Raw genomic sequence first — 25,195 nt, forward strand, 5'->3', positions numbered from 1 at the left:
TGACACGGGAAGCCCGTGTGGGGCTCGCTTCACCTGGAGGAATTCATGACTCAGCACCTCGACGAAGAGGACCTGACCACGGCAGGAGACGAGGACACCAGTCCACCGCAGGAGCCGCCGGAGCGGCCTGCGCCGACTCCACGACTCGCCGGAGCCGTCCTCGCCGGCTTCACCGCGTTGGCGGTGGGCGTCTCCGTCCTGGGCGGGGACTTCCTGAACCCGGCCGCCTCCACGGCCGACGGCGACTACTCGGGTGAGACCGTCGAGATGATGATCCCGCTGGCCGAGGGTGGTGGCACGGACACCTGGGCCCGGTTCGTCGGAGCCGAGCTGACCGAGGCGGTGCCCGGCTCCCCGGGCCTGGCTCCGGTCAACGACGACGGCGGCGAGGGGATCCTGGGCACCAACCACTTCATGACCTCGGCGAAGACCGACGGCACCGAGGTGCTGGTCAGCACCGCCTCGACGGTGGTGCCATACCTCCTCGACATGCCGTCCGTGCGCTACGACTTCAACGACCTCCGTCCCATTCTGGCCAACGGCACCGGCGCGGTGGTCTACGCCCGGACCGGCGCCGGGGTGCATGGCATCGAGGACCTGGTCGACCGGGACAAGCCACTCATCTTCGGGGGCATCGCGGCCACCAGCCTCGACCTCACGACGATGCTGGCCTTCGACCTGCTCTCCGCCGACATCGACTCGACCTTCGGCTTCGAGGGCCGGGGGCCGGTCAACCTCGCGCTCCAGCGCGGCGAGGTCGACATCGACTACCAGACGACCTCGTCGTACGAGCCCGCGGTCGAGCCGCTGGTCGAGGACGGCACCGCGGTGCCGCTCTTCTCGCTGGGGCAGGTCAACGAGGACGGCGAGATCGTGCGCGATCCCAACTTCCCGGACCTGCCGACCGTCGTCGAGGCGTACGAGAAGCTCCATGGCAAGCAGCCGGATCCCGAGGCGCTGGAGACCTACCGCGCCATCCTGGCGCTGACCTACACCTACCAGAAGGCACTCTGGGTGCCCGAGGACACACCGGACGAGGCGGTCGAGCTGCTGCGCTCGACGGCCGACGACATGGGTGCCGATCCCGCGTTCCAGAAGTCCGCCGCCGAGGTGCTCGGTGGCTATCCGCTCGACGCCTCACCCGACCTCCCCGAGCGGATCGGCGAGGCGTACCAGGTGGACGAGAGCGTCCGCCAGGACGTCCTCGAGCTGCTCGAGACCGACTACGACATCACGATCGACTGAGGGCAGACACATGACTGACGCAGCCTTCTCTGCCCTGGCCTCCCTGGCCGATCCCTCGCTCCTCATGATGCTCGCCGTCGGCGTGGTGGCCGGTCTGGTCATCGGCCTGATCCCGGGTCTCGGCGGCACCGGCGCGGTGGCGATCCTCCTTCCGATCACGTTCGGCATGGAACCCGAACCCGCACTCGCGATGCTCATCGGAGCACTGGCGGTGGTGCACACCTCGGACACGGTCGCCGCCGTCCTGCTCGGCGCGCCCGGCTCCGCCTCGGCGAGCGTGACGATGCTCGACGGCTACTCGATGGCGCGACAAGGACAGGCCAAACGCGCCCTGTCGCTCGCCTTCCTCTCCTCGATGGCCGGCGGCCTGATCGGAGCGGTCGGGCTCACCCTCGCGATTCCGCTGGCCCGGCCCCTGGTGCTGTCTTTCGGCAGCCCGGAACTCTTCATGCTGACCATCCTCGGGGTCTCGCTCGCAGCCGTGCTCTCGCGCGGCAACGTCGTCAAGGGCCTGACCGCCGGCCTGCTCGGACTTCTGCTCGGTCTCGTCGGCACCTCGCCCACGACCGCCGAGGAGCGGTTCTTCTTCGGGTCGCTGTTCCTCAGCGACGGCATCTCACTGGTCGCGGTCGCACTGGGTGTGTTCGGGCTCGCCGAGATCGCCAGCCGGGTCGGTCAGCGACGAGTCACCGAGAAGCCGGTGGAGCTCACCGGCGGCTGGGGATCCGGCATCCGCGAGTGGCTGACCCACTGGACTCATGTCATCCGAGGCGCACTGATCGGCATCTGGGCCGGCGTACTGCCCGGCGTCGGCGCCACCGCCGGCACCTGGCTCGCCTACGGGCAGGCCGTGGCCACCGCCAAGGACAAGCGGAAGTTCGGCAAGGGCGACCCCCGTGGCATCGTCGGTCCGGAGAGCGCCAACAACTCCGTCGAGGCCGGCGACCTGATCCCGACCTTCCTCTTCGGCATCCCCGGCGGCGTGCCGTCGGCGATGCTGCTCGGGATGCTGTTGACGTACGGCATCCAGCCGGGGCCGGCGATCGTCACCGACCATCTCGACCTCATGTACCTGATCGTGTGGGCGTTCGCGATCGCCTCGGTCGCCGGAGCTTTCCTCTGCTTCCTGGCCACCGGCTCGCTCGCCAAGCTCACCAAGGTGCCCTTCGCCGTGCTCGGGCCGGGTCTCCTCGTGGTGATGCTCCTGGGCGCGTTCCAGGAGGGTGGCCAGATCGGCGACCTGTGGGTGATGGTCGCGCTCGGCGTGGTCGGCTTCTTCCTCAAGGCCACCGGGATGCCGCGGGCTCCGTTCCTGATCGGCTTCGTCCTGGCCATCCCGATGGAGCGCTACTACTACCTGACCGCCAGCCTGTACGACGGTGCCTCCTGGGTCGCGCGACCCGGCGTGCTCGTCTTCGCCGCGCTGCTGATCGTGCCGCTGGCGTGGTCCCTGATCAAGAGGCTTCGGCGAGCCTCGGGGGCTGCCGACGACGGCCACCGGGACGAGCACGAGAACGACGACCAGGACGGCGACGAGCTCGAGGGTTCGCTGGCCCGTACGCCCTGGTCCCTCGCGGTCGCCATCGTCGCGGTGCTGGTCTTCGCCGGCGCGCTGTGGGTGAGTGGGTCGTTCTCCGCGGAGGCCGCGCTGATGCCGCGACTCGTGGCCGTCGGCGGCCTGGCTGCGGCACTCATCCTGACCTGGCAGGAGCTGCGCGCGAGGCGGCAGGTCACCCGGCGCGACACGGTCGATGACGGCCTCGAGCCGACGGGTGGGTCCGGTGCCACGATGGTCGCCACCCGTGTGGACCACGCGGTCGACGCCCGGGCCCTGGCTCGGCGTCACGACCTGGTGATCGCCATGCGCACCTTTGTCGCGATGGCAGGGTTCCTGGTCCTCGTCATGCTCGGGGGCTACCTCGCGGCGACCCTGGTGTTCACCCCGGTGTTCCTCCTGTACGCAGCCCGCACCCGGCCGCGTACGGCGATCATCTACACCCTCGTCCTGGGCGCGGTGCTGCTGGCCCTGCCGTCGCTGCTTCCGGTCGACCTGCCGATGGGACTGCTGCAGTGATCGCGCCGACCTCTCGCCCGTCCACGCCCCATCGAAAGGAACGCCGATGACCATCGTCGTCGCCTACGCCGACACCCCGCCCGGACACGCCGCCGTCACGGCCGCGGTCGCCGAGTCCCGAGAGGGAGAGACCGTGGTCATCGTGCCCGCCGTGCGCGGCGAGCGGGTCCCCGAGGTCGAGGAGCTCGAAGGTCGGTGGCCGGAGCTCGCCGGCCGGGTCGAGGTCGAGCGCGGAGACCTGGGTGACCCCAGCGACACCGTCATCCAGGTCTCCCAGCGGCTCGACGCGCGCCTGGTCGTCCTGGGCCTGCGAGCGCGGACGCCGGTCGGCAAGCTGGTCTTCGGCAGCACCGCCCAGCGGATCCTGCTCGACGCCACCTGCCCGGTGCTCGCGGTCAAGCCTTCGGTGGCCGGCACCTGACCGCTCCGGCCCCGCCGGCATCAGCCAAATGGATGATTCCTGGTTCAGTCCTGCTCGCGATGATCTGAGGCGCCGCCGCTGGTGGAGTTGTCGGCATGGCAGATTCTCTGGTTCGTACGCGGTCGGGTGCTCGTCCGCATCTCGCAGACAGGTTGACCTCCCGCCGTGGGGCCTGGGTGGCGCTCGGCCTCGCGGTGGTCGTGATGGGGGTGCTCTTCGGGGCCTTCGCCGGGGCGGAGGCCCCGTCGCGGACCGGGCAGGCGCCGGCGGGGTCGGAGTCGACGCGGGTGAGCGAGCTGCTGGAGGAGTTCCCCGGTGCGGATCGTGAGTCGGTGCTCGTCGTCGCCTCCCGCGAGGACGACGGTGTCCTCTCGGGAGGCGATCTCGACGGTCTCGAACGGCTCGGCGTCCAGGTCGGTGCGCAGGCCGCGCCCGACTCCGCCGGCCCGATGCTCAGCGAGGACGGGAAGGCCGCGGCTCTCGCCGTCCCGATCACGGTCGGCGCCGACAACGCCGAGACGGCGAGGGTGATCAAGGCGCTGCGGGCCGATGTCGCGGCGCAGGCTCTCGACGGGCTGGTGCTGCAGGTGACGGGCGGGCCGGCGTTCGGTGCCGATGCGGCCGCTGCCTTCGACGGCGCCGACTTCACGCTGCTGCTGGTGACGGTCCTGATCGTGGCGGTGCTGCTGATCCTCACCTACCGCTCGCCGGTGCTGTGGCTGATCCCGCTGGTCGTGGTCGCCCTCGCCGACGCGCTGGCCGGGCGGGTCACCGCGGCGGCGGGAGCGCTGTGGGACTTCGGGTTCGACGCCGGCGTGGTCAGCGTTCTCGTGTTCGGCGCGGGGACCAACTACGCGCTGCTGCTGATCTCGCGATACCGGGAGGAGCTGCAGCGGACCGAGGACGACCGGCTGGCGCTGAGCACGGCCTGGCGGAGGACGGTGCTCGCGATCCTCGCCTCCAACCTGACGGTGGTGCTCGCCCTGCTGACTCTGGTCCTGGCCACCATCCCGATGACCCGCGGGCTGGGGGTGCCCGCGGCGATCGGTCTGCTCATCGCCCTGGTCGCGGTGCTGTTCGTGCTGCCGCCGGCCCTGGCGGTGTGCGGGCGGCGACTGTTCTGGCCGTTCGTCCCTCGTCCGGGTGAGTCACGTGACCAGGGCGGGGTCTGGCGCGCGGTCGCTTCGCGGGTGGTGAAGCGTCCGGTGGCGAGCCTGCTGGGCGGGCTCGTGCTGCTCGCGGTGATGGCCTCCGGCCTCTCCGGTACGTCGGTCGGGCTCGATCAGATCGAGAAGTTCCGGGTGCAGTCCGAGTCGGCCGCCGGGCTGGAGACGCTCTCGGCGCACTTCCCGCCCGGCGAGGCCCAGCCGGTCTACATCCTCGCCGACACCGAGGCCGCCGCCGAGGTGGCCTCGGTCGCGGGTGAAGTGGAGGGCGTGGTGCGCGTCCAGCCGGCCGGAGTCACCGACGACGGGTCCCTGACGAAGATCATGGTGACCAGCGACTACTCGCCCGGCACCGAGCGGAGTCTCGACCAGATCACTTCCCTGCGGGAGGCGGTCCGCCCGATCGCGGGCGCGGACGCACTCGTCGGCGGTGCGGTCGCGACCGAGCTGGACGCCGCCGAGGGGAGCGAGCGCGATCTGTTGGTGATCGCGCCGCTGGTGCTCGCGGTGAGCTTCCTCGTGCTCCTGGTCCTGCTGCGTTCGCTGGTGGCGCCCGGACTGCTGCTCCTGGTGAACCTCGCCAGCGCGGTCGCCGCGATCGGCGCCGGCTCCTGGCTGAGCCGGGTGCTGTTCGATCAGCAGGCGCTCGACCTGCAGGTGCCGATCCTGGCATTCCTGTTCCTGGTCGCGCTGGGGATCGACTACACGATCTTCCTCGTCCACCGGGCGCGTGCCGAGGCGGCGCAACTCGGCACCCGAAAGGGCGTGGTCGAGGCGGTCGCCCACACCGGCGGTGTGATCACCAGCGCCGGCATCGTCCTCGCCGGGGTCTTCGCCGCCCTCGGTGTGCTGCCGCTGGTCACTCTCGGACAGCTGGGCCTGATCGTCGGTGTGGGCGTGCTCGTGGACACCCTGGTGGTGCGTACGGTGATCGTGCCGGCGATCTTCGCCCTGGCGGGCGACCGCATCTGGTGGCCGGGACGACTGCGGGCCGGGGGAGAATCGAGCACATGAGTGTCGTACACGTGCCGCTGAGGCGGCCCGGCGCCTCGCACCCGACCCCTGCCGCCTCGACGGTGCGGGCGATGGAGATCGGGCAGCACGTCATCGCGGTCGTGCTGACGGCGATCGGAGTCAGCAGGGCGATCGGCGAGGGGGTGGCGCTTCCTGCCGCGGTCGTCTCGGGCCTGGCGATCCTCGGGTGGCACACCGCCGGCACGATCCTGCCGGTCAGGACTGACTCGCGGCGGCTCCCGGTGTGGTGGCTGCTCGGCTTCGCGGTGATCTGGGTCGCCGCGGTCGCGGTCTCGGACGAGTTCGTCTGGCTCGCGTTCCTGCTGTGGCTGCTCGCCGGCCACCTGCTGCCGCTGCGCTGGGGCCTGGTCTTCTCGGCGGCGATCCTCGTGGTGGTGGTCGTGGCCCCGATCCTGCACCGTGGCACGACCAGCTACGCGGACGTCTTCGGACCGCTCATCGGCGGCATCTTCGCGTTCGGTATCTCCCGCGGATACCTGCAGCTCCTCCGCGACGCCGCCGAGCGAGAACGGCTGGTGACCTCGTTGCGGAGGGCTCAGCAGGAGATGGCCGAGCTGCAGGACGAGCTCCTGCTCGCCCAGCGCCACTCCGGAGCGATCGCCGAACGCACCCGTATCTCGCGAGACATCCACGACACCATCGCGCAGGCGCTCTCCTCGATCCGGCTCCTCACCCACGCCGGAGGCAACCGCACCACGGACCCGGAGTCCTCGCGCACCTTCGCGCAGGTCGAGGCGCTGGCGGGCGACAGCCTCGCGGACGTACGCCGGATCGTCGAGGCCCTGGCACCGGCCGAGCTCGAGGACGCCGCGCTCGCCTCGGCGCTCCGGCGCATGCTCGACCGCACGAAGGACGAGGCGGGGCTGCACGTCGAGCTCCATGTCGACGACACGCTCCCGCTGCTGCGGACCGAGGTCGAGGTCGCGCTGCTCCGCACCGCTCAGTCGGCCCTCTCCAACGTACGTCTCCACGCCGGGGCGACCCGGGTCGTGGTCACGCTGATCGACGACGGTGACTCGGTGCGTATGGACATCAGCGACGATGGCGACGGGTTCGATGTCGCCGCCTGGGAGCAGGACGCCGATGCCGGCTCGTCCAGCTATGGCCTGCGTTTCATGCGGGCTCGCCTTCGCGAGCTCGGTGGCGGTCTCGACGTGGAGAGCACGCCCGGTGAGGGCACCGCGGTCTCCGCGCATCTCCCGATCCACATCGAGGGGCCGCGATGACCACGGTGCTCCTCGTCGACGACCACCCGGTCGTACGCAGCGGCCTGCGCGCCGTGATCGAGGCCGGCGACGCCCTGACCGTCGTCGGGGAGGCCGCCACCGGCGAGGAGGCGATCACCCTCGCCGGTCACCTCCATCCCGACGTCGTGCTGTGCGACCTGCGTCTGGGGAGCGGGATCGACGGCATCCGGACCACGATCGCGCTCCGTGCCCTCAACCCCGCGCCGGCCGTCCTGATCCTGACCACCTTCGACCGCGACGCCGAGGTGCTCGGCGCGATCGAGGCGGGCGCCGCCGGCTACCTCCTCAAGGACGTCGACCCCGAGGTCATCGTCCAGGGCATCCACCGCGCCGCCGCCGGCGACATGGTCCTCGCTCCGGACCTGGCCACCCGGGTGCTCAAGGGCATGCGCAGCCCGCTGCCGCGGCTCACCGATCGCGAGATCGAGGTGCTGCGGCACCTCGCCAGGGGCGCGACCAACAAGGAGATCGCGCGCACCCTCTTCGTCACCGAGGCCACCGTGAAGAGCCACCTCGCGCACATCTTCACCAAGCTCGACGTCGACAGCCGCTCCCGCGCCATCCACGTCGCGCAGGAGACCGGCCTGATCTGACCGACCGGGCCCGCCTCAGGTCTCGACGAGTCCCGACTGGTAGGCCCACACGGCGGCCTGGAGACGGGACTTCACGCCGAGCTTGGGCATCATCCGGGCCAGGTGGGACTTGACCGTGGAGACCTCGAGGACGAGCGCCTGGGCGATCTCCTCGTTGGACATGCCCTCGGCCAGATGGAGAAGGATGTCGAGCTCGCGCGTGGTGAGGACCTCGCTGGCGCGTGCGGCGGTCACCGGCTGCGTACGCCTGCGGGTGACGACCTCGCGGAGGACCCGCCGGGTCAGCGAGGTGTCGAGGGTGCCGTGGCCGGCGGCGACGGAGCGGACCGCGGCAACGATGGCGTCGGGGTCGGCGTCCTTGAGGAGAAAACCGGAGGCGCCGGCCTCGAGGGCGCCGAAGACGTAGTCGTCGATGTCGAAGGTGGTCAGGACGAGCACCGGGATCGGGTCGGCGACGTCGGGGCCGCAGAGCTCGCGGGTGGCGCTGATGCCGTCACGGCCGGGCATGCGGATGTCCATGCAGACCACGTCGGGCCGCAGCGCGAGCGCCCGTTCGACCGCTTCGGCGCCGTCCTCGGCCACCGCGACGACCTCGATGTCGGGCTCGGTCTCCAGCAGCGTACGCAGCCCGGCACGCACCAGCGGCTGGTCGTCTGCCACCACGACCCGGATCATCCGGCCACCTCCGCGGTCGCGGTGGCGGGGATCCGCAGCCGCGTCTGCCAGCCGCCCTCGGCGGTCGGTCCGGCCTCGAGCTTCGAGTCGGTCAGATCGGCGCGCTCCTGCATGCCGACCAAGCCCAGGCCGCGCCGACGCGGCGTCCCCGCAGGGGTGATCGGCGGCGGCTCGTTGCGCACCGTCACCACCACCTCGGCCGGGTCCCGAGCGTCCAGGACCACCTCGCACCGGGCACCCGGCGCGTGCCGGGCGGCGTTGGCCAGGCACTCCTGCACGGTGCGATAGGCGGAGAGCTGGGCGAGCGGCCCGACGCTCCCGGTGACGGACTCGGCCCCCAGAGGGGAGAGCGACACCTCGAGCCCGGCACGACGGGCGTCGTCGACGAGCGACGCCAGCTCGGACAGGCGCTCGTGCCCGCTCGCCTCCTCGGCCTGCCCCGGACTCCGCAGCAGCGTGACCAGCCCACGCAGCTCGCGCAGCATCGCGGTGCTCTGGGTGCGGACCTGGCGTACGGACTCCTTCGCGCCCGCCGGGTCGGTGTCGATCTGCCGCTCGACCGCGCCGGTCATCACCGCGATGCCGGTCAGGTGGTGGGCGGCGATGTCGTGGAGCTCGCGGGCCATCGCCGTACGCTCCTCCGCGATCGCCGCCGCGATCTGGGCGGACTGCTCGCGGTCGACGGCGTCCGCGAGGTCTGTCCGGGCCGACCGCGCGTCGCGGCGTGCGCGCATGGTCGCGGCGAGCAGCGCAGGAGCGGCGATCACGCCCGCACCCTGGACGAGACCGGCCAGGACTGCGGTGCCGACCGGAAGCCCGATGCTCGTCTGGCTCAGGCAGGTGCCGAGCGCGACCAGCAGCCCGGCACCGGTCAGCGCCCCGGCGAGGGCCCGGATCCGGCGGGGGAGTGGAGTCGAGGTCACCGCCGACCACACCGCGACCAGCACGGCCGCCGAGGCGAGGCTGGTGACGTCGCCCGCGCCGCTGACCGCCAGCACGACCGAAGCGGCGGCCACGACCAGCAGCACCGCCAACGGCCGCGACCGCCGCTCGAGGAGCACCACCGCCTGGGCGGTGAGCACCACCAGCGCGACCCACCAGCCACCGCTGCCGAGCGCTGGGCTTCCGCCGATCTCGGCGTCGGCCGAGTCGAGGCTCGGCGCGGCCACCAGCAGCGCCGTGGTGACCAGCCAGACCACCACGGGTGGGATCAGTCGCGGCAGCATCCGGGTCGTCTCGTCGCTCACGCCATCATCCTTTCCGCAACCGGTCCCGGTCGCCAGCATCTTTCGATGCAACTGCGAAGGTTCGCTCTTTTGCCAGGCGCGACCGGTTCGGTCCCGTTCATAGGTTCAGGTCCGCCAGGAAAGCGACCCCGCCGAAAGGGAACGACCATGACCACGACCCAGCCAGAAACGCGGCCGGTGACCGAACCGGACCAAGGTCTACGAGGATTCGTACGCCGCCACCAGCTCTCCACCTTCTTCGTGCTTGCCCTGGCGGCGAGCTGGCTGGCCTGGACACCGTACGTCCTGTCCAACAGCGGCCTCGGCGTCTGGGACCTCACCTTCCCCGGCGGCATGATCGGCGGCCAGCTCCTCGGGATGCTCCCGGGCGCGTACCTCGGCCCGATCGGCAGCGCCGCGCTGGTCACCGGGATCGTCGGCGGCCGGGCGGGCCTGCGGGCCTGGGTCGTCGGGATGTGGCGCTGGCGGGCGAGCTGGCGCTGGTACGCCGGGATCCTGATCGGCGTCCCGGCCACGATCATCATCGCGACCCAGGCCGTCGGTGGGCAGATGGCAGCGCCGTCGCAGGCTTGGCTGATCGTGCTGGTGGCGTACGTCCCCGGGCTCATCCTGCAGATGATCACCACCGGCCTCGCCGAGGAGCCGGGCTGGCGCGACTTCGCCCTGCCCCGGCTGCAGCGGAAGGTCGGACCGCTCGGGTCCGCCTTCGTGCTCGGCCCGATCTGGGCGCTGTGGCACATGCCGCTCTTCCTGACCGACTGGGCCGGCTGGCCGGACGTGAGCTGGTATGCGCCGATCGTCTTCGCGGCCTTCTGCGTCACCTTCGGGATCGTGATGACCTGGGTCTTCAACCGCACCGGACAGAGCCTGCCGCTGGCGATGCTCCTCCACACCAGCGTCAACAACTACGCCTCGGTGGCCTCCACCGAGCTCTTCCCGGGCGTCGACGCCGACCGGTTCCAGCTCGCGGTGCTGCTCGCCGCGGGGATCGGCGCGGCGATCGTCATCGTCGCCACGCGCGGCCGGCTCGGCTACGACACAAGGCGTTAGTCGGCGGCCACCTGGACCGGCTCCCGGAGGGTCTCGGCCTCCGGGGCGCCGTCCTCGGCCGCGGTGAGCAGGAACCGGAGCCGGGTCAGCACCAGGCCCGCGGTGAGGGTGCCGCCGATCACGACGACCGCCCACAGGTGGCCGAGGCCGCTGCCGATGAGGGAGCCGGCCAGCGCCGGGCCGAGGATCTGGCCGAGGGTCAGGGTGAGACCGAGGGAGGCGTTGTAACGGCCGCGCAGGTGGTCGGGGGCGATGGTGTTCGCCAGCCCGGTCACGATCGGCGCCCACAGCGTCTCGCCCAGGCCGAAGATGGCCAGGCCGATCACGACGGCGGCCACCGCGCCGGCGACGGGCATCAGGTCGGCGGCCGCCAGCACGCTCCAGGCCAGCGACCAGGTCAGCACGGCGCAGGCCAGTGCGGTCGTACGCCGCCACCCGGAGGTGAGCCGCAGCAGGATCACCTGCCCGCACACGATCACGGCGGCGTTGGCGGCGAAGGCCCAGCCGAGCGCGGTCGCCGGCACCCCGGCCACGTCGACGGCGTAGGCGGTCGCGCCGGCCTCGAGCTGTCCGTAGCCGAAGGTCACCGCGAGCACGCCGCAGGCGACCAGGGCCACCGCCCGCCGGTCGCGCAGCACCTCGCCCCAGGAGCCGGCGGTCGCGTCGTCCGCGTCGCCCTGCGCGGGACGGGCGGGGGAGCGGACCAGGAAGGCGAGCACCGCGGCATAGACGAGATAGGCGACGGCGTCGCACAGGTAGAGCACCTGGAACGTCTCCGGACGGGCGACGTCGATGAGGAACGCGCTGACCAGACCACCCACGCCGATGCCCGCGTTCAGCCCCAGGAAGGCGAAGCCGTAGGCCCGTTCGCGGTCCTCGGCCGGGACCATCCCGGCCAGCAGCGTCGTCGTGCCCGGCCACAGGGGAGAGGCGCCCACGACCACGCCGGCCAGCACGGCCATCGTCGGCACGGTCCCGTCGACGAAGCCGAGCGACCCGATCGAGACGGACTCCACGACCAGCGCGGCGATCAGGACAGCGCGGGGCCCGAAGCGGTCGAGGAGCGCTCCGACCCCGGGGGCGGCCGCCAGGCCGACCAGACCCATCCAGGCGAACATCCAGCCGGCGGTCGATGACCCGAGGTCCTGGACCTGGGCCATGTAGACGTACAGGAACGGAAGGGTCAGGCCGTTGCCGAGGGAGGCGAAGGCGAATCCTGCGAGCACGCGGGTGGCCTGGGTGGGGGAGTGCGGCACGGGTGTGATCGTCCTCTCTCTGGCCCACCTGTCTGGCGGGGACGCGTTTAGGGTAGCCTCACTTAGGTTCGCCTAACCTAATCCCCCCGTGTCGAAGGAGACCAGTGAGCGCACCGCACTTGGAGCATCTGTTCCACCCCGACAATGCTCGTGAGTACACCAGCGGCATCACCGAAGCAATCCGGCTGCTCGTCGACCAGCTCGCCACCCTCGAGGGCCCCACCACCGGAATCTCGCCCGAGGAGGCAGCCGGACCTGTCGCCGAGGTCGACCTGGACAACCCCCTCGTCGACGGCGCCGCCGCGCTGGCCGAGGTCAGCAAGCTGTGGCTCCAGGATGCGGTCTGGTTCCACGACCCCTCCTATGCCGCCCACCTCAACTGCCCGGTCGTGATCCCCTCCCTCGTCGGGGAGCTGCTGATCGCGGCAGTCAACACCTCGATGGACACCTTCGACCAGTCCGTCGGCGGTACGTTCATGGAGCGTCGTCTCATCGACTGGACCGCCGCCCGTGCGGGCTACCCGGAGGCGACCCGCGACGGCATCTTCACCAGCGGCGGCAGCCAGTCCAACCTGCAGGCGCTGCTCCTGGCCCGTGGTGAGGCGGAGCGCCGCGGCGTACCTCTGGACCGGCTGCGCTTCCTGACCTCCGCGGACAGCCACTTCTCCATCGCCAAGTCGGCTCGCCTGCTCGGCATGGGCGACGCGGCCGCGATCGCGATCCCGACCGACGCCGAGCACCGGATGGATGTCGTCGCTCTGCGCGAGGCGCTCGACGAGTGCGTCGTCGACGGCCTCGTCCCGGCCGCGGTCGTGGCCACCGCGGGCACCACCGACTTCGGCGTCATCGACCCCCTCCACGCCATCGCCGACGCCTGCCAGGACTTCAACGTCTGGTTCCACGTCGACGCGGCGTACGGCGGTGGGCTGCTCGCCTCGTCGAAGTATCGCCACCTGCTCGACGGTATCGAGCGGTCGAACTCGATCACGATCGACTACCACAAGACCTGGTTCCAGCCGGTCTCCTCCAGCGCGCTCCTGGTCCGCGACCTGGCGACCATGCAGCACGCCTCCTGGTACGCCGACTACCTCAACCCGCGGGAGTCGGAGAACCCCAACCAGGTCGACAAGTCCCTGCAGACCACCCGCCGCTTCGATGCGCTCAAGCTGTGGCTGACGCTGCGCACGATGGGTCCCGACCAGATCGGCGCCTACCTGGAGACCGTGATCGACCTGGCGCGCGAGGTCTACGACATCCTCAGCGTGGAGCCCGACATCGAGGTCATCACGCCCTCCCAGCTCTCCACGGTCGTCTTCCGCTACGTCGACCCGCACCTGGACGAGACTGGTCTCGACGACGCTGGTCTCGACGACCTCAACCGACGCATCCGCGCGGAGATGTGGAGCGGCGGCCGCGGCGTCGTCGCCGCGACCAAGGTCGACGGCCGGCAGTTCCTCAAGCTCACTCTGCTCAACCCCAAGGCCTCCGTGCAGGACGTACTCGAGATCATCGAGCAGGTCCGTACGCTGGGCCTTTCTCTGGGCCGTGCCGTTCCGGAGGTCGCCCGATGAACCCACCCACCACTCCCGCAACTGTGTTCACAGCCACTGACTCGTCAGCTCGCGTCCACGACCTGATCGGGATCGGGCTCGGCCCGTTCAACCTCGGCCTGGCCGCCCTCGCCGACCCGATCGACGAGCTCGACTGCCTCTTCCTCGAGGGCCGCGACCGGTTCGACTGGCATCCCGGGATGATGCTCGACGAGGCCACCCTGCAGGTGCCGTTCCTCGCCGACCTGGTGACGATGGCCGACCCGACCTCGCGGTTCAGCTTCCTCAACTTCCTCAAGCAGACCGGCCGGATCTACCCGTTCTACATCCGCGAGAACTTCCTGCCCCACCGGCGCGAGTACAACCAGTACTGCCAGTGGGTAGCCGAGCGGCTCGACTCCGTGCGCTTCGGCCAGAAGGTCTCCTCCGTGGAGCACGACGGGGAGACGTACGTCGTCACCACCGCCTCCGGTGAGACCCATCGGACCAGGCGGCTGGTGCTCGGGACCGGGACGACCCCACGCGTCCCGGAGTGTGCGGCCGAGGCCGTGGCCGCGGAGGGGCCGGCGCTGCACAGCGCCGAGTACCTGGCCCGCAAGGACGAGCTCGTCACCCGACGCAGCATCACCGTCGTCGGCAGCGGCCAGTCGGCCGCCGAGGTCTACCTCGACCTGCTGACCGCCCAGCCTGACCACGACTACCAGCTGGCCTGGCTGACCCGCAGCCCGCGGTTCTTCTCGATGGAGTACACCAAGCTCACCCTCGAGCTGACCTCCCCGGAGTACTCCGCCTACTTCCAGGCGCTTCCCAGCGACAAGCGCGACCGGCTGCTGAAGGCGCAGCAGAGCCTCTACAAGGGCATCTCCGGCGACACCATCGACGCGATCCACGAGGCGCTCTACACCCGGTCGGTCACCGAGGCGGCCGAGACGACGCTGCTGACCAACACCGAGGTGCGCGGCGTGACCCGCACCGAGAGCGGCTACCACCTCGCGCTCCACCACGTGGAGCAGGAGGAGGACTACGAGATGGCGACCGATGCGCTCGTCCTCGCCACCGGATATCGCGCCGGTATCCCGGCCTTCCTGGAGCCCGTCCGCGACCGGCTCCGCCTGGACGAGCAGGGGCGCTACGCCGCCAGCTCGACCTTCTCGGTCGACACCGCCGACCGAGAGATCTGGGTGCAGAACGGCGAGGAGCACACCCACGGCTTCGTCGCCCCCGACCTCGGTATGGGCGCCTACCGCAGCTCGGTGATCCTCGCCGCCATCCTCGGCCGGGAGCCGTATCCGGTCGAGAAGCGGGTCGCCTTCCAGGAGTTCGGCGTCCCGGACCGCTTCAAGATTCAGCCTACGGAGGAGAACCGATGAGGATCACGATCGAGCCGCTCGAGATCGAGGCCCACCTCGCCACCGTCCACTCCTGGGTGACCCACCCGCGCTCGGCGTACTGGATGATGCTGGACGCCACGCTGGAGGATGTCGCCGCGGAGTACGCGCGCATCGCCGGCCACCCGCACCACGACGCCTGGCTCGGCCGGGTCGACGGCGTGCCGGCGTTCCTGGTCGAGACCTACGACCCCGCCCGCAGCGAGCTCGCCGGGATCACTCACGTGCCCGACCTCGCCGCCGGCGACCTGGGCATGCACGTCCTGGTCGCACCGACCTCAGGCGAGCCCGTCACCGGCTACACCACCCGGGTCTTCCGAGCGGTCATGCGGCACTGCTTCGCGGACCCCGGCGTGCGTCGCGTGGTGGTCGAGCCGGACGTACGCAACGAGGCGATCCGGCGCAAGAACACCGAGGCCGGCTTCGTCGAGCTGCGCGAGATCAGCATCGGCGAGAAGACCGCGATGCTCTCGGTCTGCACCCGGGAGATGTACGCAGCCGCGCACCTGCGCCCGGAGAACCTGCGCGTCGCGCACCGCCACCTGGTCGCCAAGGCGATCGCGGAGTTCAGCCACGAGCGGATGATCGCGCCCGTGGCGACCGACACGGGCTGGGAGCTGCAGGGGCCGTCCTCGACCTACTCCTTCACCGGGCGCCGCTTCCAGCTCGAGCACTGGGTGGTGGACCCGGCCTCGATCGTCCGGACGACCGGGGGTGAGGAGGCCGAGGTCGACGCGCAGGCGTTCGTCGCCGAGTTCGCGCCCGATCTCGGGATCCCGGACAAGCTGCTGCCGACCTACCTGGAGGAGCTGGCGGCCACGATCGCCTCCGCCTGCTGGAAGCTCGAGCACCAGACGCTGACCGCCGCCGACCTGGTCGACGCCGACCACCAGAGCGTCGAGGGCGCGATGAGCGAGGGCCACCCGGCCTTCGTCGCCAACAACGGCCGGATCGGCTTCGACATCGACGACCACGCGCGCTGGGCGCCGGAGACGAGCAACGACCTGAGCCTGCTGTGGGTCGCCGTCTCCCGGGACCAGTCCCACCTGGCCCTGGGACGTGGCGAGGAGGAGCAGGCTCTCTACGAGGCCGAGCTCGGCGAGGCGACGCTGGCCCGGTTCGCGGCGAAGCTGCGCGGGCTCGGGCTGGACCCGGACGGGTTCCGCTACCTGCCGGTCCACCCCTGGCAGTGGCGCCACAAGCTGGCGGTCACCTTCGCCACCGACGTCGCCGCGCGCCGGATCGTGCTGGTCGGCGAGGGCGAGGACGTGCACCGCCCGCAGCAGTCGATCCGGACGTACTTCAACACGAGTCGTCCCGAGCGGCACTACGTCAAGACCGCGCTGTCGATCCAGAACATGGGGTTCATGCGGGGGCTCTCGCCGGCCTACATGGCGGCTACTCCGGCCATCAACGACTGGGTCGCCGACCTGGTCGAGGGCGACGCGGAGCTGAAGGAGCGCGGCTTCGGGGTGCTGCGCGAGCTCGCCTCGATCGGCTGGACCGGCGACGTGTTCCACTCCCTGCCGAACCCGTCGCCCTACCGGAAGATGATCGCCGCGCTGTGGCGGGAGTCGCCGGTGCCGCGCCTGGCCGAGGGGGAGCGGTGCGCGACGATGGCGGCGCTGCTCCACCGCGACGCCGCCGGTGCCTCGTACGCTGCCGAGCTGGTCCGCGCCTCCGGGCTGCCCGCCCGCGAGTGGGTGCGCAGCTACCTCGACGCCTACCTGCGCCCGCTGGTGCACTGCCTGCTGGCGTACGACCTGGTGTTCATGCCGCACGGCGAGAACCTGGTGATGGTGCTGCGCGACCACGTCCCGGTGCGGATGTTCATGAAGGACATCGGTGAGGAGGTGGCGGTGATGGGTGATCTGCCGCTGCCCGAGGAGGTCTCCCGGATCCGAGGCTCCTTCCCCGACGACGTCAAGGCACTCGCGGTCCATACCGACATCTTCGACGGGGTGCTGCGCTACGTCGCCGCGATCCTCGATGATGAGGGGGTGCTGTCTGAGACCGAGTTCTGGGCCGAGACGCGGGCCTGCATCGTCGACCACGCCGCCGACCACCCGGAGCTGGCCGACGCGGTCGCGCGCTACGACTTCCTCCGCCCGCGCTTCCGCCACTCCTGCCTCAACCGGCTCCAGCTCCGTAACACCCTGCAGATGGTCGACATCACCGACCAGGCCGAGTCGCTCATGTTCGCCGGCACGTTGGCCAACCCGATCGCATGAGCGTTCTCCTTCGGGACGAGTGGGGCATCCCGCATGTGCGGGGTGCCTCGCTCGCCGAGGTGGCCCGGCTGCAGGGCTGGGCCACCGCGCGGGACCGCGCCTGGCAGCTCGAGATCGAGCGGCTGCGTGGCGAGGGCCGTACCGCCGAGCTGATCGGCCCGGCCGGGCTCGAGTGGGACGCCTTCGCCCGCCGCGCTCGGCTGGCGGCGGTGGCGCAGGCGGCTTACGAGCGGCTCGACGCGGAGACGCAGGGGTTCCTGACGGCGTACGTCGAGGGGGTCCGCTCCGGTCTGGAAGGCGCGGCCTGCCCGGAGCTCGACGGGCCGGACGGGCTCGGTCCCGCGCCGGGGACCTGGCAGCCGTGGACGCCGCTGGCGGTGTTCTGGGTGGCGCAGATCCTCTTCGGGTCGTTCCCCTCGAAGCTCTTCGGCGGCCGGGCGGCGCGGGTGCTCGGGGCCGACGCCGAGCTGTTCCGCACCGAAGGCCTGTCCGGCGGCTCCAACGCGTACGCCGTCGGCGGCGGCCGCACCCGGTCCGGTCTGCCGCTCGTGGCCGGTGACCCGCACCGGGTCTTCGAGGCGCCGAACGTCTATCTCCAGGTGCGGCTGGCCTGCACCGATCCCGACGACGCCTTCGATGTCGTCGGGATGACCTTCCCCGGCGTACCCGGTGTGCAGCACTTCGCGCACGCCGGCCAGGTCGCGTGGGGGATCACCAACGCGATGGCCGACTACCAGGATCTCTACCGCGTCGATCTGCGCTCGGGCGGCGATGTGGTGCGGCGGAGCGTGGAGACGGTGCTCGTCCGAGGCCAGGAGCCGGTCGAGGTCGAGGTGCTGGAGACCGACCGCGGGCCGGTCGTGCTCGGCGGTTCCGACGAGGGCTGGGGAGAGGTGCTGCGCTCACCCGGCCACGAGCTCGGCGACCTCGGCTTCGGGGCGCTGCTGCCGCTGCTGCGGGCCCGCTCGGTCGCCGATGTCGAGGCCGCGGTGGAGCACTGGGTCGAGCCGGTCAACAACTGGGTGATCGCCGACGTGGCCGGCGACGTCGTCCACGCCGTCGGCGGCCGGGTGCCGAGGCGGGACGAGGCGGGGGAGTGGACCGGCTGGGTCGACCCGCTGCCGCGGCGTACGGCGTCGGCGGATGGTTCTGTCGTGACGGCCAACGACCGGTGCATGCCGGAGTTCGAGGTGCTCGCGGCCGGATTCGCGCCGCCGTTCCGGGCGCACCGGATCGCGCACCTCCTCGCCGACGCCGGACCCCTCGACGCTGAGCAGGCGGTGGCGGTGCTCGCCGACACCACACAGACCGCGGGCAAGCCGCTGCTCGCGCTGGTCCCGGCCGATCTGCGGCCACAGGCACTGGCGGGGTGGGACGGCGCGATGGACGGCTCGCCGGGCGCAGCCTGGTACGCCGCGCTGCGTGCCGAGGTCGTGGACCGGATCTGCGCGGCACCGGTGCTCGCGCCGCTGCGGGAGCCGTCGGAGCACGGGCCCCTCTACGAGCCATGGTTCAGCCTGTCCGCACGGGTGGCCGGCGCTCTGCACATCATCCTGGCCGCGGATAAGCCCTTCGGTCTGGACCCGCGAGCGCTCGTCGCCGAGGCGGCGAAGGCCGTACGCGACGCCGGCAGCGAGCCGACGCCCTGGCCGGAGTGCCACCGCTTCTGGCCGCTGCACGCACTGGAGCAGTTCGACCTCCCGCACACGCGGACCGCCCCCGCCACCCCACTGTCCGGCGACACCGACACGGTCCGCTGCAACGCCTGGATCCCGGGCACCACCGTGACCGTCCGGGGCTCGGTGGCGCGCTACGCGTGGGATCTGGCTGACCGCGACAACAGCCGTTGGGTCGTACCCCTCGGTGTCAGCGGATCCCCGGACAGCCCCCATCACATCGATCAGCACGACGCCTGGGCCAAGGGAGGCGCGGTCCGCGTCGTCACCGACTGGTCCCTGCTCACCGAGGAGAAGACATGCCCCTGACCATTCGTGACCTTGAGCCGTCGGCCGACATCGACCTGTTGTGCGACTGGCTGCACGACGATCGGGCCCGGTTCTGGGGCATGGTCGAGAAGCCGCGCGAGGAGATCGAGGAGATCTACACGTGGCTGCAGGAGCAGCCCCATCTGGCTGCGTACATCGTCGAGCTCGACGGCGATCCGGTCGCGCTCTTCCAGACCTGGGACCCCGAGGTCGACGAGCTCGGCACCTTCTACGACCGGCGCCCCGGCGACATCGGCGTCCACCTCTTCCTGGCCGACACCCCGACCCGCAAGGGCCGGACGGAGGAGGTCCTCGAGTTCTTCATCGAGGAGGTCATCTCCAAGTCCGGCGCCCGCCGCGCAGTCGTCGAGCCCGACGCCTCCAACGAGGCCTCCCTCGCCAGGCTCGACGACTACGGTTTCAAACGGGGCCCTGTCGTTCAGCTTCCGCACAAGGTGGCCCAATACGCCTTCCTCGACCTTCCCTGACTCATGCCAGCTTCTGGGCGACCTCGTTGAGGTTCGCGCGGAGCTTGGTGCGGTAGGCGTCGTGCTGCTCGGGCAGTCGTGCGTCACAGAACGCGGCCAGGTCGGTCCCGGTGACCTCGATGACCGAGCGCCCGGCGGCGGCCTCGGTTTCGAAGAGGTCGAGGATTTCGCGGAGGGTGGCGACGATGTCCATGCCGTCGCCGGCGGTGAAGCGCCACATGTAGCTCTTCATCTCTGCGTAGACGGTGCGGTAGTCGGCGGGCAGTTCGGCGGCGCGGGCTTCCATGCGCTTCCAGTCCTTCTTGTCACCCACGAGGCGGCTGAGCAGGTTGTTCATGGTGGTGCTCCCTTTGGATCGGTTGGTGTGTTCCGGGCCCCTTGTGTGGGGCCGTGAAAGAAGCGTGCAGCCCTGACGTAGCGTCAAGGTCAAGCACCGATCCGAAGAAAGTTCTCGAAAGCCTCAGGCTGCGAGGATGTGATCGCGGAGTACGCGGCGCAGCCTGCGTTCTGCCGGCGACAGTGGTGGGTCCGGTGCCCAGGTGTCGGGTGGCGGGCTGATGTAGGTGTGCCCGGTGGGTGTGGTGGTGATGATGGTGCCGTCCGGTCCTGGCCTGGCCCGCCAGCCAAGGGCCTCCTTGGCCTGATTGCACCGTTCGCACAGCCCCTGCAGATTCTCGGCACGGGTCTCGCCGCCGTCGGCATGGCGTTCGACGTGGTCGATGTTGCGGATGGGTGCGTCACAGCCGTTGGTGCGACAGATCCCGACGTCCCGAGTCGCGATGAACTCGGCCAGCCCGTCGGGAGCTTTCCTGGAGCGGGATTCCATCGCGACCAATTGCCCAGCCGGGTCGGTGAACAGCCGGCGGACGAACACCTCAGCATCCGCGAGTGCGTCGCGGGCCCACGTTGCCGGGACGGGTCCGTAGCCCTCCACCAGCGCGGGCTGATCGGCGTTGTTAGCGAGGGAATCGGCGGTCATCACGATCTTGACCTCGATCCGAGGCTTCGCACCGGTGGTGCTGCGGCCGGTGATCCGGTCGACGAGGGTGTCGGCCATGACCTGGCCCCGGGTCCGCGCGTCGCCGGCAGCCGCAGCGGCCTTGGCCGCTTGGTCGAGTGCGGCGAAGACGGCGACGCCGTCCTTGACCGGGAGCAGGGCGCCGAGCCAGGTCATCGTGTCGGGTGCCGGGCGGAGGCTGACCCGACGGTCTTGCGTCGCGTTCGCGGCGCGTGCGACGACGGATGCTTGGTCCAGGGTGATGGCGAGTTTCTTGGCGGCGTTCTCGAGCTGTCGCAGCCCCATCGAGACCGCCTTTGCAGGCTGCGCGTCTGGGCCGGTGGCGCAAAGTTTGTAGTCGATGACGCGACGGTCGTCGAGGGAGAGACACGCGGTCTCGCGGGCCAGGATGGTGGCCTGCCACTGGGAGAACAGCCCCGCCTTCATCAGCGCGAAGGTGTGGGGCATTTCGGTGGTCAGGATCTTCGCCAGGCCGAGCAGTTTGGCGCCCTTCTCGGGCGAGACTCGCCGCGCGAGAGCGATCTGTGAGGCCACGCCCTCGCCAAGCTTCCGGGCAGGTACCCCGGCCTCGGATTGGCGTGCCCGGACGGCTTCGTCGAGACGTACCGCTGCTTCGGCTTGGACCGCTTCGGCGGTGCACTTGATCTTTTCGAGACGGCCGATCCAGTCGACCAACTCAGCCTCGGACGCACCCGAAGGCGGTCCAGCTAGGAGGTGGTCGATGGTCTCGGTCATGCGCCTTATTATATGCGATCGAGCACCCAGCCACGACCTATTTATGCTGGTCAGACCCAAGTTACGCAGTCAGCGAACAAGTAACGTTAGCTCCGCGCCACTCTCTCGCCGCCGCCCCGATACAGGCGAAATCTTTCTCGATCGGGTGCCGGGTCAAGGATGGCCGAAGGCCACCGCGAAGCGGCGGGCGAAGCCCGTCCTTGACGCGGCGCGCGATCGAGAAACAATCAAAGCAAGGGTCGGCGGCGAACCCTGAAACGAAGAACAGTCGCTAAGCGAGGTTTCCCCGAGATGAGGACCGTGTTGGTCTCGACACGCCTCCGCCTAGCGGCTCCGGCGGCTCGACCAGCGGAGCAAGGGCGGCTCGACCAGCGGAGCAAGGGCGGCTCGACCAGCGGAGCAAGGGCGGCTCGACCAGCGTGAACCGTCCCGCTATCCGGCCCATCAGCCCCACGAACGCCTCCAGCCCAACAGGTAGGGTCACGCTGAGACCTGCGACGTGCCGTCGTACGTCAGGAGGACATGTGCAACGTGGCGAAGTCTGGTGGGTGGAGTTCGACGAGCGACGGCCGGTCGTGCTGCTGTCGGGAGACGACGGGTCCGGGATCCAGGTGATGCAGGTCGTCGCCCCGGCGGGTGTCGACATCACCGGTCTGGGCGTCGAAGTGACAGTAGGCGCCACGGAAGGACTGCCGTTTGAAGGCGTGCTTCGGTTCGCGATCCCGCGCCCAGGCTTCACCCCTTGCACGTGGCTGACCACCCTGTCCCGAGAGGACCTGATCGAGCGAGCAGGCGCCCTGTCCTCCGCGAAGCTCAGCGAGATCGACGACGCCCTCCGTCTTGGTGGACTCCGGTAGACGAAGCTGACGGTGTCGACCAGCGGGTCAGTCGGCAACCATCTCGACGAGCCGCCCCATCGCACCGAGCTCAGCATCGTGAACCCCCTGATCAGGAACGATGACGAGCGACCACAGCCGACTCCCGACAGCAACATTGCCGACGACAAGATCCCCGTCATCGTGCGACTCGATACACACGAACGCCCGGTCCCCGATCTCAACCGGCGCCGGAGAGGAGATGCAGTCCTCCCGGCTGGCGGAGAGCCCAGCAGAGACCGAGGTGTCGACCAACGTCGTCACGAAGATGGCGCCCCGGTCGCTGGTGTAGGTGCAGACGTCCTCGTCGGCGGTATGCGACCAGGAGCCGGGGATGGCGCTGGCGACCTGACCAGGTTCGAAGAGACAGGGTCCGGAGGCTTCGACGGGGGAGGAGGTCGACGGGCTCGGGCCAGGGCTGCTGGTGGTGGGCTCCCCGGATCCGCAGCCGGCGAGAGCGGTCGCGGAGAGGACGGCTGCGACACTCAGCAGCTTCCTCGACACGTACGGCTCCTCGGGGTTTCGGGGGTTCCACGCAGTTTCTCAGGTCGAGCCCGGAAAAGGAGTCACGGGGGTTGCCTCGACGGGGCACAATCGCAACCGTGACCTCTGACCTGGCGCAGGGAAACCATCATCACGACGACACTCGGGCCTCCATTCGGGAGCGGCTCGCGGGTCAGCATGTGCTGCTCACGGGAGTGACCGGGTTTGTCGGCGAGGCGCTGCTGCATCTGATGCTGACCGAGGTGCCGGACGTACGTCTCAGCGTCCTGGTCCGGCCCAAGGGGTCGACGTCGGGGGCTGACCGGATCGCGAAGATGCTGACCAAGCCGATCTTCGAGTCCGTCTCGGACGCGGAGGTGAACGTCGTCGAGGGCGATCTCTCCGCTCCGCCGACGCTGCCGGCGGATCTCGACGCTGTGGTGCACTCCGCGGGCGATGTCTCCTTCGACCCGCCGGTCGACGAAGGCTTCGTCACCAACGTCGTGGGCGTCCGCGAGCTGCTCAAGCGGGTGGAGGAGACCGGCCGGGACATCCACTATCTGCACGTCTCGACCGCGTACGTCTCCGGGCGGCGCCGTGGACACATCCCCGAGGGGCCGGTCGACCACTCCGTCGACGTGGACGCCGAGCTGGCCTGGGGCCTGGGGCAGCGCGCGGCCGTCGAGGCCCGCTCGCGCGGTGTCGAGGTGATCTCCAAGCTGCGCAAGCAGGCCGAGCGCGAGCACGGTCGTGCCGGGCTGATGACCGCCGCCGCTGCCGCCGAGGAGGCGCGCAAGAAGTGGGTGAAGGACGAGCTCGTACGCCTCGGCACCGAGCGGGCGCGGTCGCTGGGCTGGACCGACGCCTACACGTTCACCAAGGCGCTGGGCGAGCGGGTGGTCGAAGCCCACGCCGCAGCAGGGCACCGGGCAACGATCTACCGCCCGGCGATCATCGAGTCGGCCGTCTCCCGCCCGTATCCGGGCTGGATCGAGGGCTTCAAGATGGCCGAGCCGCTGATCCTCGCCTACGGCCGCGGCGAGCTGCCGCTCTTCCCGGCCGCCGCCGACACGACGGCCGACATCGTGCCCGTCGACCACGTGGTCGCCTCGATCGTGGCGTGCCTGGCGCACCCGCCCGAGCACGGCGAGCCGGCCTACTTCCATCTCGCCTCCGGCGACCGCAACCCGTTGACGTTCGAGATGCTCTACGACACCGTGCGGGCCTACTTCTCGAAGGAGCCGTTCGCGGCCGGTGACCGGGGTGCGGCCAGGCTGCCGGAGTGGACCTTCCAGGGCGGGGCATCGGTCGAGCGGATGATGGCGACGGGGGAGAAGGTGCACAAGATCGCCGACACCCTGCTCGGACTGGCTCCGCGCAGCGACCGCACCCGCGGCTGGGCGCGCGACCTCGACCGGCGGGGCCGGCGGCTGCAGTTCCTGCGGCGCTACCTGGACCTCTACCAGGAGTACGCCCAGGCCGACCTGCGCTTCGTCGACGCCAACACGCTCGCGCTCTACCGGTCGCTGTCGCCGGCCGACCAGGAGACCTTCGCCTTCGACACCGGCGTGATCGACTGGCATGAATACCTCTACGACATCCACGTGCCCTCGGTGACCAAGCCGGTCCGTGAGCTCGACGAGCTGCGCAAGCTGCGGAAGAGGCCGGACTCCGGCCGGCTGCCGCGGATCTCGACAAGCTCGACCACCCAGGAGACGCGGGTCGCGGCCTTCTTCGACCTCGACGGCACCCTGATGTCCTCCAACGTGATCGAGACCTACCTGTGGCTGCGGCTCGGTGAGCTCTCCGGCACCCAGAAGGCGGCCGAGATCGCCCGGATGGCGAGCAAGGTGCCCGGCTACGTGTGGGCGGACCGCACCGAGCGCGGCACGCTGCTGCGTACGGTCTACAAGGAGTACGCCGGCGCAAGGCTCTCCGAGCTGGACGAGATCGTCGACGAGCACCTGACCACGCACATCCTCGGTCGGCTGGCCCCTGACGCGGTCCGGCGGATCCGGGAGCACCGGGCCGCGGGGCACGTGACGGTGCTGGTCACCGGCGCGATCCGGCCGCTGACCCGGCCGCTGATGCCGCTCTTCGACCACATCGAGGCCGCCGACCTGGCCGTCGACGACCGGGGGTTCTGCACCGGTCACATGGCCGCGTCGCCGCTGGTCGGGGAGTCGCGCGGGGCGTTCGTCCGCGAGTGGTCGCGCCGCGAGGGCATCTCGCCGTCCGACTGCTTCGCCTACGCCGACTCCCACTCCGACCTCCCGCTGCTCGCGGCGGTCGGGCACCCGGTGGCGGTCCGGCCCGACGTACCTCTGTTCCGGCACGCCAAGAAGTCGCACTGGACGATCGTCGACTGGGAGTCGCCGGGCCACGCGAGCCGGACCCTCGACCCGGCCGGGCTGCACCGATGAGGAGGGGCTG

General features: G+C 70.6%; 20 protein-coding genes. 14 read left to right on the forward strand and 6 right to left on the reverse strand.

The features are described from left to right. The first annotated feature begins 45 nt into the window (after positions 1-45). The 6 genes from OH802_RS14215 (at position 46) to OH802_RS14240 (ending at position 7,781) form a co-directional block, all read left to right on the forward strand. The gene (locus OH802_RS14215) at positions 46-1,245 is read left to right on the forward strand and encodes a Bug family tripartite tricarboxylate transporter substrate binding protein (RefSeq protein ID WP_406028950.1); all 1,200 of its coding nucleotides are present in this window, start codon (positions 46-48) and stop codon (positions 1,243-1,245) included. Between the two features lie 10 nt (positions 1,246-1,255). Beyond that, entirely contained in the window at positions 1,256-3,319 is a 2,064-nt protein-coding gene (locus OH802_RS14220) for a tripartite tricarboxylate transporter permease (protein WP_406028952.1), read from the forward strand. Between the two features lie 46 nt (positions 3,320-3,365). Next, positions 3,366-3,740, forward strand: coding sequence for a universal stress protein (locus OH802_RS14225; protein WP_406028954.1), 375 nt, complete (start codon positions 3,366-3,368; stop codon positions 3,738-3,740). 95 nt (positions 3,741-3,835) lie between these two features. After that, entirely contained in the window at positions 3,836-5,920 is a 2,085-nt protein-coding gene (locus tag OH802_RS14230) for an MMPL family transporter (protein WP_406028956.1), read from the forward strand. After that, entirely contained in the window at positions 5,917-7,167 is a 1,251-nt protein-coding gene (locus OH802_RS14235) for a sensor histidine kinase (RefSeq protein ID WP_406028958.1), read from the forward strand. Before OH802_RS14230 ends, OH802_RS14235 begins: the two co-directional genes overlap by 4 nt. Next, the gene (locus OH802_RS14240; RefSeq protein WP_406028960.1) at positions 7,164-7,781 is read left to right on the forward strand and encodes a response regulator; all 618 of its coding nucleotides are present in this window, start codon (positions 7,164-7,166) and stop codon (positions 7,779-7,781) included. Before OH802_RS14235 ends, OH802_RS14240 begins: the two co-directional genes overlap by 4 nt. A 15-nt stretch (positions 7,782-7,796) precedes the next feature. Here OH802_RS14240 and OH802_RS14245 read toward each other — a convergent pair whose 3' ends face one another. Together OH802_RS14245 and OH802_RS14250 are read right to left on the reverse strand one after the other, a co-directional pair. Then, positions 7,797-8,456, reverse strand: a complete 660-nt coding sequence (locus OH802_RS14245) for a response regulator (protein ID WP_406028962.1) — start codon at positions 8,454-8,456, stop codon at positions 7,797-7,799. Further along, positions 8,453-9,703: a sensor histidine kinase gene (locus OH802_RS14250; protein ID WP_406028964.1), complete on the reverse strand. Its 1,251-nt coding sequence runs from the start codon at positions 9,701-9,703 to the stop codon at positions 8,453-8,455. The genes OH802_RS14245 and OH802_RS14250 overlap by 4 nt, the downstream gene beginning before the upstream one ends. 147 nt (positions 9,704-9,850) lie before the next feature. Between OH802_RS14250 and OH802_RS14255 the strand changes: the two genes are divergently transcribed. Next, positions 9,851-10,753 carry a type II CAAX prenyl endopeptidase Rce1 family protein gene (locus OH802_RS14255; RefSeq protein ID WP_406028966.1) on the forward strand — a complete coding sequence of 301 codons (903 nt, stop codon included), beginning with the start codon at positions 9,851-9,853 and terminating at the stop codon, positions 10,751-10,753. On the opposite strand, the gene OH802_RS14260 is transcribed toward OH802_RS14255, so the two are convergent. Then, positions 10,750-12,009 carry an MFS transporter gene (locus OH802_RS14260; protein WP_406028968.1) on the reverse strand — a complete coding sequence of 420 codons (1,260 nt, stop codon included), beginning with the start codon at positions 12,007-12,009 and terminating at the stop codon, positions 10,750-10,752. The genes OH802_RS14255 and OH802_RS14260 overlap by 4 nt on opposite strands. 104 nt (positions 12,010-12,113) lie before the next feature. Between OH802_RS14260 and OH802_RS14265 the strand changes: the two genes are divergently transcribed. Genes OH802_RS14265 through OH802_RS14285 form a run of 5 tightly spaced genes read left to right on the forward strand, consistent with a single transcriptional unit; the run spans position 12,114 to position 19,651 of the window. Then, positions 12,114-13,580, forward strand: a complete 1,467-nt coding sequence (locus OH802_RS14265; RefSeq protein ID WP_406028969.1) for a pyridoxal phosphate-dependent decarboxylase family protein — start codon at positions 12,114-12,116, stop codon at positions 13,578-13,580. Continuing rightward, positions 13,577-14,929 carry a lysine N(6)-hydroxylase/L-ornithine N(5)-oxygenase family protein gene (locus OH802_RS14270; protein ID WP_406028971.1) on the forward strand — a complete coding sequence of 451 codons (1,353 nt, stop codon included), beginning with the start codon at positions 13,577-13,579 and terminating at the stop codon, positions 14,927-14,929. The genes OH802_RS14265 and OH802_RS14270 overlap by 4 nt, the downstream gene beginning before the upstream one ends. Beyond that, entirely contained in the window at positions 14,926-17,178 is a 2,253-nt protein-coding gene (locus tag OH802_RS14275) for a GNAT family N-acetyltransferase (protein WP_406028973.1), read from the forward strand. Before OH802_RS14270 ends, OH802_RS14275 begins: the two co-directional genes overlap by 4 nt. Then, complete coding sequence (locus tag OH802_RS14280; protein WP_406028975.1) at positions 17,175-19,163, forward strand: penicillin acylase family protein; 1,989 nt, start codon at positions 17,175-17,177, stop codon at positions 19,161-19,163. Before OH802_RS14275 ends, OH802_RS14280 begins: the two co-directional genes overlap by 4 nt. After that, positions 19,154-19,651: a GNAT family N-acetyltransferase gene (locus tag OH802_RS14285; protein WP_406028977.1), complete on the forward strand. Its 498-nt coding sequence runs from the start codon at positions 19,154-19,156 to the stop codon at positions 19,649-19,651. Before OH802_RS14280 ends, OH802_RS14285 begins: the two co-directional genes overlap by 10 nt. A gap of 1 nt (position 19,652) precedes the next feature. Here the strand turns inward: OH802_RS14285 and OH802_RS14290 are convergent, their stop codons facing one another. Together OH802_RS14290 and OH802_RS14295 are read right to left on the reverse strand one after the other, a co-directional pair. Further along, positions 19,653-19,988, reverse strand: a complete 336-nt coding sequence (locus OH802_RS14290) for a DUF1048 domain-containing protein (protein ID WP_406028979.1) — start codon at positions 19,986-19,988, stop codon at positions 19,653-19,655. Positions 19,989-20,111: 123 nt separating this feature from the next. Next, positions 20,112-21,404: a DUF222 domain-containing protein gene (locus OH802_RS14295; RefSeq protein ID WP_406028981.1), complete on the reverse strand. Its 1,293-nt coding sequence runs from the start codon at positions 21,402-21,404 to the stop codon at positions 20,112-20,114. Between the two features lie 524 nt (positions 21,405-21,928). Between OH802_RS14295 and OH802_RS14300 the strand changes: the two genes are divergently transcribed. Continuing rightward, positions 21,929-22,261: a type II toxin-antitoxin system PemK/MazF family toxin gene (locus OH802_RS14300; protein ID WP_406028983.1), complete on the forward strand. Its 333-nt coding sequence runs from the start codon at positions 21,929-21,931 to the stop codon at positions 22,259-22,261. A gap of 27 nt (positions 22,262-22,288) precedes the next feature. Here the strand turns inward: OH802_RS14300 and OH802_RS14305 are convergent, their stop codons facing one another. Continuing rightward, positions 22,289-22,783 carry a hypothetical protein gene (locus OH802_RS14305; RefSeq protein ID WP_406028985.1) on the reverse strand — a complete coding sequence of 165 codons (495 nt, stop codon included), beginning with the start codon at positions 22,781-22,783 and terminating at the stop codon, positions 22,289-22,291. Between the two features lie 98 nt (positions 22,784-22,881). Between OH802_RS14305 and OH802_RS14310 the strand changes: the two genes are divergently transcribed. Beyond that, positions 22,882-25,185: an HAD-IB family hydrolase gene (locus OH802_RS14310; protein WP_406028987.1), complete on the forward strand. Its 2,304-nt coding sequence runs from the start codon at positions 22,882-22,884 to the stop codon at positions 25,183-25,185. Positions 25,186-25,195: the final 10 nt, after the last annotated feature.

The sequence above is a fragment of the Nocardioides sp. NBC_00850 genome, assembly GCF_045207335.1.
Classification (GTDB): Bacteria; Actinomycetota; Actinomycetes; order Propionibacteriales; family Nocardioidaceae; genus Nocardioides.

What these genes read in the sequence shown, in the direction of transcription:
- OH802_RS14215 (WP_406028950.1), top strand. Translation starts at nt 46, where the DNA reads ATGACTCAGCACCTCGACGAAGAGGACCTGACCACGGCAGGAGACGAG.
- OH802_RS14220 (WP_406028952.1), top strand. Translation starts at nt 1,256, where the DNA reads ATGACTGACGCAGCCTTCTCTGCCCTGGCCTCCCTGGCCGATCCCTCG.
- OH802_RS14225 (WP_406028954.1), top strand. Translation starts at nt 3,366, where the DNA reads ATGACCATCGTCGTCGCCTACGCCGACACCCCGCCCGGACACGCCGCC.
- OH802_RS14230 (WP_406028956.1), top strand. Translation starts at nt 3,836, where the DNA reads ATGGCAGATTCTCTGGTTCGTACGCGGTCGGGTGCTCGTCCGCATCTC.
- OH802_RS14235 (WP_406028958.1), top strand. Translation starts at nt 5,917, where the DNA reads ATGAGTGTCGTACACGTGCCGCTGAGGCGGCCCGGCGCCTCGCACCCG.
- OH802_RS14240 (WP_406028960.1), top strand. Translation starts at nt 7,164, where the DNA reads ATGACCACGGTGCTCCTCGTCGACGACCACCCGGTCGTACGCAGCGGC.
- OH802_RS14245 (WP_406028962.1), bottom strand. Translation starts at nt 8,456, where the DNA reads ATGATCCGGGTCGTGGTGGCAGACGACCAGCCGCTGGTGCGTGCCGGG.
- OH802_RS14255 (WP_406028966.1), top strand. Translation starts at nt 9,851, where the DNA reads ATGACCACGACCCAGCCAGAAACGCGGCCGGTGACCGAACCGGACCAA.
- OH802_RS14270 (WP_406028971.1), top strand. Translation starts at nt 13,577, where the DNA reads ATGAACCCACCCACCACTCCCGCAACTGTGTTCACAGCCACTGACTCG.
- OH802_RS14275 (WP_406028973.1), top strand. Translation starts at nt 14,926, where the DNA reads ATGAGGATCACGATCGAGCCGCTCGAGATCGAGGCCCACCTCGCCACC.
- OH802_RS14280 (WP_406028975.1), top strand. Translation starts at nt 17,175, where the DNA reads ATGAGCGTTCTCCTTCGGGACGAGTGGGGCATCCCGCATGTGCGGGGT.
- OH802_RS14285 (WP_406028977.1), top strand. Translation starts at nt 19,154, where the DNA reads ATGCCCCTGACCATTCGTGACCTTGAGCCGTCGGCCGACATCGACCTG.
- OH802_RS14290 (WP_406028979.1), bottom strand. Translation starts at nt 19,988, where the DNA reads ATGAACAACCTGCTCAGCCGCCTCGTGGGTGACAAGAAGGACTGGAAG.
- OH802_RS14295 (WP_406028981.1), bottom strand. Translation starts at nt 21,404, where the DNA reads ATGACCGAGACCATCGACCACCTCCTAGCTGGACCGCCTTCGGGTGCG.